Source organism: Marinobacter sp. UBA3604, assembly GCF_002375325.1.
Lineage (GTDB): Bacteria > Pseudomonadota > Gammaproteobacteria > Pseudomonadales > Oleiphilaceae > Marinobacter > Marinobacter salarius.
On record NZ_DFMB01000061.1, the window covers coordinates 203,835 to 216,109 of the forward strand.

The window sequence follows — 12,275 nt, forward strand, 5'->3', positions numbered from 1 at the left end:
TCCGCCGAGGTACGCCAAGCGGTACTCTAGGCCAATGATCGATACCCACCCCACCTCGTTTAATGGCATAACACCCACTCCAGCCTGGGCTTTCCACCAGTATGAGCAGATCCGTCGCTGGCTGCCTGCGGGCCTGCCGACCTCAGAACAGCCTCGACCTGTCACGCTGGAGGATATGGCGCCGCTGGCGGACCGGTTCCAGGTATACGTGTTCGATGCCTTTGGGGTGCTGAATGCCGGACCCAGGGCCTTCCCCGCAGCCATTCAACGGTTTCGCGAGCTGCAACGAATGGGCAAACACGTCCAGATTCTCTCCAACGCGGCTACCGCCAGCCACGCCAAACTGGTGGAGAAGTATCGGCGCATGGGGTTCGACATCACGCCGGAACAGTTGATTTCCAGCCGCTGGTTGTTGGAGCAGTCTCTGTCCGACCGGGGACGCGAAGGCCTATGGGGTGTCATTGCCCCGGAGAATTCCGAACCGGACACGCTGCCGCTAGACTGGCAACCGGTGCGGCCCCCCGTCACGGAGCAACTGAAACGAAAACTGGATAGCTATGACGGCCTGATCATGCTCAGCAGCGAGGATTGGAACGAGAAGATGCAGGCGGCACTGGAGGCCACACTGACAGAACGGCCGAGGCCACTGGAAATCGCCAATCCAGATCTGGTGGCCCCCCGCGGCGACTGCCTGACGCTGGAACCCGGATTCTTCGCCCACCGGGCCCGTGAGGCCAGCGGTGTCCAACCGCAGTTCTACGGCAAGCCCTATGCACCTGCTTTCCAGGCCGTGCTTGAGCGCTTCGCGGACGTGCCGCCGGGGCAGATACTCATGGTGGGCGACACCCTTCATACGGACATCCTGGGCGGGCAGAACGCCGGCATGAAAACCCTGCTGGTGACGACCGAGGGCTCCCTGCAGGATATGGATATACCGCGCTGCATCGCGCAGTCTGGTATCGCGCCTGACTTTATCGCCCCGGAGATCTGATTTCCGGGGCGGATCAAGCCGTTTGCGGGTTTACTGCCCGGACTTCAGCATTTCCCAGTATTTGGTATAGACCTGCATGGCATCGTCACCCACGTCCTTCTGGAACTCGGCGTTGGTCAGGTCTTCCGGTGTCGGGTAGCTGGTGCGGTCGTTGGCCACTTCATCGCTCAACAATTCGCGGGCCGCAAGGTTGGGCGTGACATAGCCGATGTCTTCACTGATCAGCGCGGAGATTTCCGGCCGCATGACAAAACTGATGAATTGATGGGCAGCGTCTGCATTCTCGGCGTTCTTGGGAATCACAAAGCTGTCGAGCCAGACAATGATGCCCTCTTCCGGATAGACGTATTCAAGGGACGGCATGTCCTCCTCACCCATCACGGCTTCACCATTCCAGATCATGCCGATGTCGGTCTCGCCTTCAAGATAGGGCATTCGCGGTGCATCCGAGTTGAAGGTACGCACCGCAGGCATCAGTTCGGTCAGCTTGTCATAAGCCGCCTCGATCTCTTCGGGATCGGTGCTGTTGCCAGAGTATCCGAGCACTCTCAGCCCGATGTGGAACACCTCGCGCATGTCGTTGGTGAGCATCACGCGGCCTTCGTATTTCTCGTCCCACAGATCCGACCAGGCCGTTACCTCTTCGCCCTCAACATCATTGGCATCGTAGGCCAGCCCTGTGGTGCCCCAGAGGTAGGGAACGCTGTATTGGTTTTCAGGGTCGATATCCAGGTTCGTCAGCTCGGGGTCGAGCTTTTCGAAGCCTTCCAGTTTCTCGTGGTTGATCTTTTCCAGCAGCCCTTCCTTACGCATTTTGTTGACGTAATAGGTGGAGGGCAGCGCCAGATCGTACTGGCCGCTGTCATCCAGAAGTTTCAGCCGCGCATACATAGCCTCATTGCTGTCATAGGTGGTGTAGACCACCTGGATACCGGTTTCCTCCTCAAAGCGGTCCAATACCTCCTGGGGCATGTACTCAGACCAGTTGTAGAGGTTCAGTACCTGCGGCTCTTCCTGCGAGCTGCATCCGGTCAGGGTTGCAGCCATCAGGCCCGCCAACGCCAGTTTCTTCATCGTTTGCTCCTTGTCAGTATCCATTGGGACAGCATCAACATTGCCAGGGAAAACACCAGCAGCAGGGTGCCCAGGGCATTCACTTCCGGCTTAAGGCCCACACGCACCATAGAGTAGATGCGAAGTGGCAGAATTTCATAGCTGGGACCACTCACAAAGGTGCTCACCACCACATCGTCCAGTGACAGGGTGAAGCCCAACAGCCATCCAGCCAGCAATGCTGGCATGATTACCGGAATCAGTACCGTGCGGGTCATGGTGAAATCATTGGCGCCCAAATCCCGCGCCGCTTCGGGCAGGCTTTCATCGAACCCGCTCAATCGTGCCATTACGGTGATCACCACAAATGGCAGGCAGAAGGTAACGTGGGCCAGCAGAAGAGAGACAAACCCCAGTTGCAGGCCCACCAACAGGAACAACGCCAGCAAAGAGATGGCCAATACAATCTCGGGCGACATCATCACCACAAACAGCATCCCGCGCAGCACACGCTTGCCACGAAAGCGATACCGGTGAAGAGCCAACGCTGTCAGCGCGCCAATAATGGTCGATACCGTGGCCGCCGCCAGTGCCAGCCAGAGGGAATTCCACATGGCCTGGACCATGGCGTGGTTATTGAACAGCGACTCGTACCATTGCAGACTGAGCCCGCCCCAGCGGTAACCGGTGCGGGAACTGTTAAACGAAAACACCACCAGCACCAGGATCGGCAGGTAGAGCAACACATACACCAGGGTGAGATAGGTTTTCGGCAGCCAGCGATTCATGCCCTGGCCTCCTCACCGAGCCGCCGCTGGCTGAGCCGGTGCGCAAACAGCAGGACAGCCATGGCAACCGTCAACAGAATGCTGGCGGCGGCACCGAAGGGCCAGTCACGGGCGTCCAGGAACTGGTTCTTGATGACATTGCCGACCAGCAGATTGCGGGAACCACCCAGTATGTCCGCCACGAAGAACAGGCCCATGGCGGGCAACAGCACCAGCATCACGCCCGCCAGCACGCCCGGCAAGGTCAGGGGTATCGTCACGTGCAGGAACGTCGAAAGCTTGCCCGCTCCCAGGTCGTGCGAGGCCATCAGCAGCTCTTTCCTCAGGTCATCGAACACGGAGTACAGAGGCAGGATCATGAACGGCAGCAGCAGGTATACCAGCCCGATGATCACAGCACCTTCGGTGTAGAGCATTCTCAGCGGCTCGTCGATCAGCCCCAACCCCATGAGTGCATTGTTGATCAGGCCGTTGGTGGCCAGCAGCAGTTTCAGGGCGTAGGTGCGCACCAGGGAATTGGTCCAGAAAGGCACAATCAACAGGAAAATCAGCAGCATCTGGCGCTGTTTGCCCAGGCCCGATAATGCCCAGGCAAAGGGATATCCTATCAGCAGGCAGAAGACGGTCGTCATGCCGGCCATGTAGAGGGAGTTCAGGAACACGTCCAGGTACAGCGGGTCGAACAACTGCCGGTAACTGTCCAGGTTCAGCGGCAACGAGAGGAAGGTGCCGGGGTCTCGTGTCATCACACTGGCCCCCACCACCAGTAGGTTCGGGGTGAGCACAAGAAGCAACAACCAGCCCCAGACCAGAATCAGCACTGCGGTTTTGAAGGGCTGCTGTAACACCCTATGCATTCGTACTCAGCCCTTCTTCTGCGTCGTTGTTGACGGGCTCCAGTTCAACCGGCAATAACCATTCCCAGCCGTCGACCCAACTGACCCGCACGGGCTCGCCCAGTTTATAGTCAAAGGCAGGATCGTCCTCATCAAAAAACTCACTGGCCAGCACTTCAGTACCGTCCTCAAGATGAATCACTGAGTCCAGCGTGCTGCCCTTGTAGTTTCGCTCCACAATCCTGCCGGCCAGACCCTTTTCGTCTTCAGGAGCCAGCACACGAATATCCTCCGGACGCAGCAGGACATTCACCTGCTCACCTTTGCGCAGCGTAAACCCGGGCTTCTGAAGGGTACGGCTCAGGCCCAGGATATCCAGGGTAATGCCAGTATCTTCAACCGAGGTCAGATATCCCGGAAAGAGGTTGGTCTCCCCAACGAAGCGCGCTGTAAAGAGATTGGCGGGCCGCTCATAGATTTCCCGGGGCGTACCCAGCTGTTGAATCGCGCCGTCTTTCAGGACCACCACCCGATCCGACATCGACAGGGCTTCTTCCTGATCGTGGGTCACGAATACAAACGTGATGCCCAGTTCCCGTTGCAGTCGCTTCAACTCCACCTGCATGGTCCGGCGTAACTTGTAGTCAAGCGCAGACAGAGGCTCATCCAGCAACAGAAGTTGCGGACGCTTGACCACGGCACGGGCAATGGCCACCCGTTGCTGCTGTCCACCAGAGAGCTGATGCGGTTTGCGGCGGGCGAAATCCTGCAGTTGCACCATGGCAAGCACTTCATCCACGCGCTGGCGAATTTCGTCCCTGGGCCGTTTCTCCATCTTCAGGCCATAGGCGACGTTGTCGTACACCGACATATGGGGAAACAACGCGTAGTTCTGGAACACGGTATTCAGGGGGCGGTGTTCGGGGGCGGCATGGGTAATGTCATGGCCAGACAGGCTGACTGCCCCGGTGTCTGGCTGCTCAAAACCCGCCATCAGGCGCAGCAGGGTGGTTTTGCCGCAACCCGACGGCCCCAGAAGAGTGATGAACTCGCCGTCCAGGATGTCCAGGTCCAGCGAGTTCAACACGGTTTTGTCGTCAAACGCCTTGGAGACGTTTTTCAACGAGAGAAGCGTCTCTTTCATTCACCCGAAACGCTGTTCAGATAGGCCTTATCGGAAATGTTGGTCCACTGACGAACCTGCTTCAGATAATCCTGCTGGGAAGTGATGATTTCCCGTGCCAGTTCATCCTTCTCCGCCTCTTCGGCCAACAGCTTCTCTGTGGCATCACGAAGCGCTTCAATGACCTCTGGCGGGAAGGTTTTATGGGTGACATCCGGATAGTCTTCCTTCATACGATCCCAGGCCACGCCACTTTCATGCATGCTCTGGATGTACATGTCGTAGGCGGCGGTCCGCATAGCCACCCGCAGTACTTCCTGGAGCTCTTCGGGAAGCTTGTTCCAGGTTTTCTCGTTAATCAGGAACTGAACTTCAGCGCCAGGCTCCTGCCAGCCGGAGTAGTAGTACTTTGCGATCTGATGGAAGCCCATCTGAAAATCCAGTGCCGGGCCGACCCACTCCAGAGCGTCAATCGTGCCTCGCTCCAGCGCGCTGTAGAGCTCCCCGGGAGGGATGTTGGTCACCGCAACGCCCACTTCGGACATCACTTCGCCGGCGAACCCGGGTGTGCGCATTTTCAAACCCTGGAGGTCCTCAACACTGTTGATTTCCTCGCGGAACCAGCCACCCATCTGGTTGCCGGTATTGCCACCGGGGAACGACAGCAAGCCATGGGGACGATATACCTTTTCCATCAATTCCATGCCGCCACCGTAGTAAAACCAGGCGTATTGCTCAGGTGCAATCATCCCGAAGGGAACGGTGGTGAAATACATGGCATTGGGAATCGAGCCTTTGTAGTAATACGAGGCGGTATGCCCCATATCGTACTGGCCCGCCTTCACCATATCGAAAATACCGAATGGCGCCTTGTGCTTGTTGGATGAGTCAATGCGAAACTGCAGGCGGCCGCCCGACATCTTCTCAGCCATCGAGGCCATGTGGCGCGTTGTTTCACCCAGAATCGGAGAGTTGGGCCCCCAGGTTTCTGCGAGGCGAAGCGTATAGGTTTCCTGGGCCGACAGCGACGCGCTTGCCAGCGCGAACACCAATGCCAGGACGGTCATGAAAGATTTGCGAATAGTCATAGCGAGGTCAGGTTCCGTTTTTTGTAGTGGTCGGATCAGATCGCCCACATCATAGCTTGCTGGCCGGCTGACGCCAATCGTCGACCGACCAGAAGCAACGGTTCTATACCTTGAACTGGCCTACCAGCTCACGCAGACTCTCACCAAGCCGCGCCAACTCGTGGCTTGCCTCGTTGGTCTGGTTCACACCCGTATCGCTACGCTGCGCCGCGTCCACGATGCGCACCACGTTCTGGTTGATTTCCTCGGCCACCTGGCTTTGCTGTTCCGCCGCGGTGGCAATCTGGGTCACCTGATCATGAATATGGCCCACAGACTTCTCAATGGTGCGCAGGGCGTCAGTGGCGTGATTAATGCGCTCAACCGTTTCACTGGAGCGTTGGCGGGACGCGTCCATCCGCTCGACCGCCGCGCGGGACTCGGTCACGAAGCCGTCAATCATACCGCGAATCTGATCAGCGGATTCCGCACTGCGTTTGGCCAGCTGGCGGACTTCATCGGCAACCACCGAGAAACCACGGCCATGCTCACCGGCCCGGGCGGCCTCAATGGCTGCGTTGAGGGCCAGCAGGTTGGTTTGGTCAGTGACGGCGTGGATGACGTCCAGCACCTGGGTAATCTCGTCGGTTTTCTCAGCCAGATTACTGATACGGCCAGAGCTGGACTCAATCTCCTCCGACAACTGATTGACGGACGCCTGTGCGTTGGCAATGGTCTCGCCACCATCCCGTGCAAGCCTGTCGGCGTCAGAGGCGGCACTTTCCACCGAGTTGGCATTGCCGGAAATCTGCTGGATCGTGGCCGCCATCTCATTAATGGCGGAGGCAATCTGATCGGTTTCCGAACCCTGCTCCTGTACCGACGCACGGGTTTCATTGGCAACACGGCTGAGCTCTTCCGCGGCCGAGGCAACCTGGTCAGTGGTCGCGCCGACATCGCGGATGGTGTCCTGGATTTTCACCACGAAGGCGTTGAAGCGACGCCCAAGCTCGGCGAGTTCGTCGTTTCCTTCGTCCGGCAGACGGTGGCGGAGGTCGCCCTCACCCTCGGCGATGTCCTTCATCATGGCAGTAACGGTGTTCAACGGTTTCGTCACCGTACGACCGACAAACACACCGATGAGCAATGCGATGACGACCACAATCACAGTAACCAGAACGATAAAACCGAGGGTTTCGGCTATCTCCGCTTCAATATCCGCGCGTGCGGCAGAAACCACTTCCGCGATATCGGTGACATACACACCGGTCCCGATCATCCAGCCCCAATCGGGAACAATTGTGGTAAATGACACCTTGGGTTCAACCTCGCCGGAGGCGGGGTTGGGCCAGTCATAACCAAAAAAGCCATCCTTCCGTGCCGCTTCGAACAGTGATCGTATCAGCTTCTGAACATCTGGATTGGTCGTAGGTCCTTCCCGGGAAGGATCCGGCGCGTAGGCCAGGTTTTCCAGATCTTTGGCATACGCAAAAATATAGTTGCCGCCCCCAAATCGGATGGAGCGTAGACGATCCCTTGCCGCTTCACGGGCCTCGGCATCCGAAAGGTCCGGATCGTTCTTCGCGTCCAGCACCACGGAACGGGCGGTATCCACCAGATTCTTCAACCCTTCCTTGCGGGCACTGAGCAAACTTGCTTCCAGGCGCTCAAGCTCGGCCTCACCACCGCTTTTGATCTGGGCGACCGTAATCCAGGCAAGGGTTGCCGCCGTAATGACCACCGGGACCAGAACGCCCAGCAGAAGACGAGAACGTATGCGTAACCGGCTCAGCAATGTCATCAAGAAGTTCTCCGTATGAGATCAAATGTTCAGCGTAATTATCCACAACCGGGCACCCAGGGTGTGTTCCAGTTTGTAATACCGGTGTGTGCGACTTCGGGGTGTAAAGCTGCGACACTGCCACAACTCATTCATGCATTTGCTTTTATTGTTAAAAGTCTTAACGGCCGGTAGCGGATGGACTTGAACCAGCGTTAGACTAAAGGTCTAGCCCCAAACGTCCGATTCATCAAACCTGGCCCAATAAAACCAGTTTCAGGGGCACGGATGAAACACCTCTATCTGATTCGCCACGCCAAATCCAGCTGGGCCGATGATGGCCTTCGTGATCACCAGCGCCCCCTCAACAACCGGGGCCTGAAACAGCTTGCCCCCATGAGCAGGGCAATCCGTGCGGATGGGGCGTTCGATGGAACGGTCTACTGCAGCAATGCCACCCGCGCACAACAAACCCTGGAAGGCCTGATCCCGAGCAACCATCAACACGCAGTCAAACTGGCGCCTGTTCTATACACGTTTAACCATGAGGTCGTGCTCGACTGGCTGCGCGACCGGAACGAAGACAGCATTACCCTGATTGGCCACAACCCTGCGCTGGAGGATCTGGCAGGCTTACTGCTGAAGCACGCACCCGACACCTTCCCCACGTGCAGCTACATGCACATCACCCTGCCCATAGAGCACTGGTGCGAGATCGGCAAGAACAGGGGCCGGCTTGAACGGTTCCTGACGCCCAAAGACGTCAGCTATGAGCAGTTTCATCGCAAACGGACGAAAATCCGTATCGACGAGCACTCTCCGCTGGCATGGCACATCCCGGAATCGCTGTTACACCAGTATCAACGCATCAGGGATCTGGAACCGGGCGTATTGCAGGGGTACGACGACGAGTTTCTGCATCAGTACCATATTGCCATTCGCCGCAGCCGGGCCATCGCCGAAGCAGTTGTCGACATCAGTGGTGACAGCGATTTACGCAAGGCCGTCAAGAGTCTGAAACGGCATGGCCAAGCCACCAGCCGGCTCAGAGACCTTCACGTGTTACTGGGTGACCTGGCGCAATGGCCACTGGAGGAAGATACCCGGTTGGCCCTGGTGAGCTCCGGCGCCCGCAGCTATTTTGCCAACCTGGCAGACATTGAACACCAGGAGCTGACCAAACGCCTGAGCAGCGGCCAATACCGCAAAGACATGGATGAGTGGTACCAGCTTATCACCTCCCGCCACTTGAAGAAGATAACCCGGAAACTGGCTATCGAAGACATCCACAAAGCCCTGAAAAAGCACATACACAAGCACGACGCCGTGGCGCGGCAACTGAACGAACAGTCCCCGGACGATCACTTTCACGATCTGCGCAAACGGCTGAAACGTATACGCTACCTGGCCGAGTTGAACAAACCGGCGTTTCACGACAGGCTCAGGCCATTAAAACATCGACAACAACGGTTCGGAGACTTTCAGGACCTGCACGTGCAGATTGACACGCTGCTGGCCTTTCGCAACAGCATTGCCACGGAGCCGGACATGCTGGCGCCCGTGGCGGGCCTGAACACGCTGATTTCAGACCTTGCCGTGGAGAAACATCGCGTACGGGCTGACATACTGACCCTCGGCGGTATTGCCTGACAACCCACTAGGCAACCCACTATTTGGGCGTGGGACTCATCCCACGCCCCATCCAGGCCGACCAGGAATAAAGCCCCAGCGCCACCCAGATCATCACGAAGCTCGCCAGCTTCTCCCCACTCATGGGTTCATCAAACACAAACAGCGCGATGAAGAACTGCAGCGTGGGGTTGATGTACATCAAAAAGCCCACGGTTGCCAGGCGCAGCCGGCGGGCCGCACCGGCGAAGAACAACAGGGGGATGGCGGTGACGATACCGCTGGACATCAAAAGCAAGGCAATGGTGATGTTGTCATTGAAGTGGGATTCTCCGGCCGAGCCCAGAACCCCGAGAGCCAGCAGGCCGACCGGTAGCAGAAGCAGCGTCTCAACAAACAGGCCCGAAAGACCATCCAGCTCCACCTGCTTTCGAAGCAGGCCATAGGTTCCGAAACTGAACGCAAGTACCAGGGTGATCCAGGGCACCACGCCCAACAGAAAAAGCTGATAAAGGATGGCGATGGTCGCCAATGCAACCGCCACAATTTGCAGTCGGGTAATGCTCTCCCGCAGCACCAGCATGCCCAGACCGACGTTCACCAGGGGCGTGAGGAAATACCCCAGGCTCGCCTGGAGCACATGACGGGTTTCCACGGCATAGATATAGACCCCCCAGTTCAGCGCAATGAATACCGCACAGCCGAATACGAAACCAAGCTTTTTAGGGCGTGCCAACGCAGCAGTGATGGGTTTCCAGCGCCCCAGGAAACTCACCACGATGGCGAGAAAAACACAGGACCAGACGATCCGGTGAACCAGCACCTCGTAAGAGGGCACACCCTCGAAAAGCGCGAAGTAAATGGGGAAACAGCCCCACAAGGTATAGGCGGCCAGGCCGAAACCCACGCCTTTTGCTGCATCAGGCGTAGCATGTTTCACAGACAACAGGCCTTGTATTTTCTGCCACTTCCGCAGGGGCAGGATTCGTTCCGGCCAGGCTTGAGGGTCCCTTCGCGGGTATCGCCCGACACGTAGTACCAGCGCTCATCATCGCGGACAAAGCGGGAGTTCTCTTCCAGATACCCCCAGCCGCCGCCTGCCCGGTAAAGGGCGCGAAAGTGCACCGTGCCTTCGTGTTCACCTTCCTCTGACGACAGTACCTGCAGCGACACCCACTTCGGCGCCTCGGTCAAATCAAGGTCTTGAGGCCGGGTGCTGGTGTGCCATGTGGCTTTCAGATAGTCCGTCAGATTCAGTACAAACGCGCTGTAGCGAGATCGCATAAGGGCTTCCGGTGAGGATGCCGGTTTGCCCTGATGGCATGGCTCGCAACAAGTACTGTACGGTTGGCGGCTGCCACAGGGGCAGTCGTCCGGGGTAATCTCTGGCGCCATCGGGTCGTCCTTATCGCCGGTTAGTGCTGTTCACGGACCCGGCAGACCCAGGACACGTAAATGATTCATTTTAACAGTTTTAGTTGCCCTGCGGCTGTGCTATCAACAATCATCAACTGACCTGATCGAGTAGCCCGATTGTGACTGACCTCTCCCTGCTGCAGATACTCCTTGCTAACCTGGCTTTGCTGGCCGGCGCCTGTTTGCAAGGCGTGGCAGGTTATGGCATCGGTACGCTGGCGGCACCATTGCTGTTCCTGATCAGCCCCATACTGATACCGGCGCCGCTGGTTCTGAACGCCGTGGTGCTGACGATTCTCATGCTACTGAGGAACCGGGGCGCGTTACAGGTCCGCGAGGTGCGTTTTGCCATTGGCGGGGGCGTTGGCGGCATGATCCTGGCCGGGATCACGCTGATGCTGATTTCACCCACGGGGTTCGAGCTGGCGTTCGGCGTTCTGATCCTGATTGGCGTATTACTGAGCGCAGGGGGTTTGCGACCTGCCCTGAACGCTCGCAACAGTATCCTGGCCGGCGCTGCCTCGACCTACATGGGAACCATTACCGCCGTTGGCGGCCCACCGATTGCACTGATCTACCAGAATCAAAAGGGGCCGCTGGTGCGGGCCAATATGTCGGCCTTCTTCCTGGTGGCGAGTTTTTTCAGTATTGCCGCCCTGGTGGTTTCCGGCTACCTGGGGCAGCGAGAGCTACAGTTGTTTGCGGTCACCTTTCCAGGGGTTCTCATCGGCTTCTGGCTTTCCGGCAAGCTGGTCAACCGCATGCCTTTTGACGGACTGAGGCCGGTCATTCTTGGCATCGCCGCCGTTGCGGGTGTGGCGGCACTGGTTCGCGGGCTGATGTCGCTCTGACCCCGGGACTACTAGGCCCACAGTCTCGCCCGGAAATGGCTCTGTTTCCACAATACCGCGACCCATATCGCGTGAAGATTGATCAAAAACGCCAAAATCCACTCGAAGGCGTCGTCTATCTGGCTGTACACCCCTGGCACAACGGCCGTGAGGATAACCGATAGAATACCCACCGCCAGTATCAGCTCACACAGCCACAACAGTCGCCGGCCATTGGCATACCATCGCGGGTGTCCCTTCAGGGCCGAGCTGATCAGCAACTGTGCAATGAACGTCAGCGAAAAATACAGCACGACACCTATCCGGCGAATCAGATTGAAACCGTCTCCTTCGTGCCCCAAAGCCAGTGTGTATGCAGCCAGCGACGTACACGCGACGAAGCCTAGCCAGGGAATCCAGGGCCGACCGCGGCTGGTGGCACCCAACTGCTGTAGCCAACGACCGTTGAGAGCCCAGAACAGAATGCCGAGAATCGCCGCCGGCAACATGGTGCCCTTGAAAATGAAATAGCTGGTACCGTATCGGCCGGTGCGGCTAATGCTCGTGCAACTGTCCCAATAGGGAATACACCAGGAAATATGCCCCTCCAGCACCGACACCGCGAAGGTTGCGTGAATGGTGACCAGCGGCGTCAGCGTGGCGGCCAGCGCCAGCCACCACAGGGGGATGCCATTCCTCACGGAGGTCATAACGTTATTCTCTCATTACAAAATAGTTGGAAAATCGAGTGCTTGCAGACTG

General features: G+C 57.8%; 12 protein-coding genes. 3 read left to right on the top strand and 9 right to left on the bottom strand.

The genetic code is table 11. The annotated features are described in order from the left end of the window. The first annotated feature begins 34 nt into the window (after nt 1-34). Nucleotides 35-991 (top strand): HAD-IIA family hydrolase, encoded by a 957-nt coding sequence (locus B2590_RS17680; RefSeq protein WP_127402315.1) that lies wholly within the window; start codon nt 35-37, stop codon nt 989-991. Between the two features lie 30 nt (nt 992-1,021). Here the strand turns inward: B2590_RS17680 and B2590_RS17685 are convergent, their stop codons facing one another. The 6 genes from B2590_RS17685 to B2590_RS17710 all read right to left on the bottom strand — a co-directional run bounded on the left by B2590_RS17685 (nt 1,022) and on the right by B2590_RS17710 (nt 7,659). Beyond that, nucleotides 1,022-2,065: an extracellular solute-binding protein gene (locus tag B2590_RS17685; protein ID WP_127402316.1), complete on the bottom strand. Its 1,044-nt coding sequence runs from the start codon at nt 2,063-2,065 to the stop codon at nt 1,022-1,024. After that, nucleotides 2,062-2,832: a spermidine/putrescine ABC transporter permease PotC gene (gene potC, locus B2590_RS17690; protein ID WP_041333605.1), complete on the bottom strand. Its 771-nt coding sequence runs from the start codon at nt 2,830-2,832 to the stop codon at nt 2,062-2,064. The genes B2590_RS17685 and potC overlap by 4 nt, the downstream gene beginning before the upstream one ends. Then, a complete protein-coding gene (gene potB, locus B2590_RS17695; protein ID WP_075195436.1) occupies nt 2,829-3,689 on the bottom strand; it encodes a spermidine/putrescine ABC transporter permease PotB in 861 nt (286 codons plus the stop codon). Before potB ends, potC begins: the two co-directional genes overlap by 4 nt. Next, entirely contained in the window at nt 3,682-4,812 is a 1,131-nt protein-coding gene (gene potA, locus B2590_RS17700; protein ID WP_041333602.1) for a spermidine/putrescine ABC transporter ATP-binding protein PotA, read from the bottom strand. Before potA ends, potB begins: the two co-directional genes overlap by 8 nt. Next, nucleotides 4,809-5,879 (bottom strand): TRAP transporter substrate-binding protein, encoded by a 1,071-nt coding sequence (locus B2590_RS17705; protein ID WP_075195438.1) that lies wholly within the window; start codon nt 5,877-5,879, stop codon nt 4,809-4,811. Before B2590_RS17705 ends, potA begins: the two co-directional genes overlap by 4 nt. Nucleotides 5,880-5,982: 103 nt before the next feature. After that, nucleotides 5,983-7,659: a methyl-accepting chemotaxis protein gene (locus B2590_RS17710; RefSeq protein WP_127402317.1), complete on the bottom strand. Its 1,677-nt coding sequence runs from the start codon at nt 7,657-7,659 to the stop codon at nt 5,983-5,985. A 267-nt stretch (nt 7,660-7,926) separates the two neighbouring features. Here B2590_RS17710 and B2590_RS17715 point away from each other — a divergent pair, with 267 nt between their 5' ends. Beyond that, nucleotides 7,927-9,288: a CHAD domain-containing protein gene (locus tag B2590_RS17715; protein WP_127402318.1), complete on the top strand. Its 1,362-nt coding sequence runs from the start codon at nt 7,927-7,929 to the stop codon at nt 9,286-9,288. Nucleotides 9,289-9,307: 19 nt separating this feature from the next. Here B2590_RS17715 and rarD read toward each other — a convergent pair whose 3' ends face one another. Next, on the bottom strand, nt 9,308-10,207 hold the full coding sequence (gene rarD / locus B2590_RS17720; RefSeq protein ID WP_127402319.1) for an EamA family transporter RarD: 900 nt from the start codon (nt 10,205-10,207) through the stop codon (nt 9,308-9,310). Beyond that, entirely contained in the window at nt 10,204-10,662 is a 459-nt protein-coding gene (locus B2590_RS17725) for a YchJ family protein (protein WP_227662323.1), read from the bottom strand. Before B2590_RS17725 ends, rarD begins: the two co-directional genes overlap by 4 nt. A gap of 140 nt (nt 10,663-10,802) precedes the next feature. On the opposite strand from B2590_RS17725, the gene B2590_RS17730 reads away from it, so the two are divergent. Next, complete coding sequence (locus tag B2590_RS17730) at nt 10,803-11,534, top strand: sulfite exporter TauE/SafE family protein (RefSeq protein ID WP_036202386.1); 732 nt, start codon at nt 10,803-10,805, stop codon at nt 11,532-11,534. Between the two features lie 11 nt (nt 11,535-11,545). Here B2590_RS17730 and B2590_RS17735 read toward each other — a convergent pair whose 3' ends face one another. Beyond that, nucleotides 11,546-12,223 carry a hypothetical protein gene (locus B2590_RS17735; RefSeq protein WP_127402320.1) on the bottom strand — a complete coding sequence of 226 codons (678 nt, stop codon included), beginning with the start codon at nt 12,221-12,223 and terminating at the stop codon, nt 11,546-11,548. Nucleotides 12,224-12,275 lie beyond the last annotated feature (52 nt).

Bases quoted from the DNA above. Each gene is read 5' to 3' on its own strand.
- B2590_RS17680 (WP_127402315.1), top strand. From the start codon at position 35: ATGATCGATACCCACCCCACCTCGTTTAATGGCATAACACCCACTCCA.
- B2590_RS17685 (WP_127402316.1), bottom strand. From the start codon at position 2,065: ATGAAGAAACTGGCGTTGGCGGGCCTGATGGCTGCAACCCTGACCGGA.
- potC (WP_041333605.1), bottom strand. From the start codon at position 2,832: ATGAATCGCTGGCTGCCGAAAACCTATCTCACCCTGGTGTATGTGTTG.
- potB (WP_075195436.1), bottom strand. From the start codon at position 3,689: ATGCATAGGGTGTTACAGCAGCCCTTCAAAACCGCAGTGCTGATTCTG.
- potA (WP_041333602.1), bottom strand. From the start codon at position 4,812: ATGAAAGAGACGCTTCTCTCGTTGAAAAACGTCTCCAAGGCGTTTGAC.
- B2590_RS17705 (WP_075195438.1), bottom strand. From the start codon at position 5,879: ATGACTATTCGCAAATCTTTCATGACCGTCCTGGCATTGGTGTTCGCG.
- B2590_RS17710 (WP_127402317.1), bottom strand. From the start codon at position 7,659: ATGACATTGCTGAGCCGGTTACGCATACGTTCTCGTCTTCTGCTGGGC.
- B2590_RS17715 (WP_127402318.1), top strand. From the start codon at position 7,927: ATGAAACACCTCTATCTGATTCGCCACGCCAAATCCAGCTGGGCCGAT.
- B2590_RS17725 (WP_227662323.1), bottom strand. From the start codon at position 10,662: ATGGCGCCAGAGATTACCCCGGACGACTGCCCCTGTGGCAGCCGCCAA.
- B2590_RS17735 (WP_127402320.1), bottom strand. From the start codon at position 12,223: ATGACCTCCGTGAGGAATGGCATCCCCCTGTGGTGGCTGGCGCTGGCC.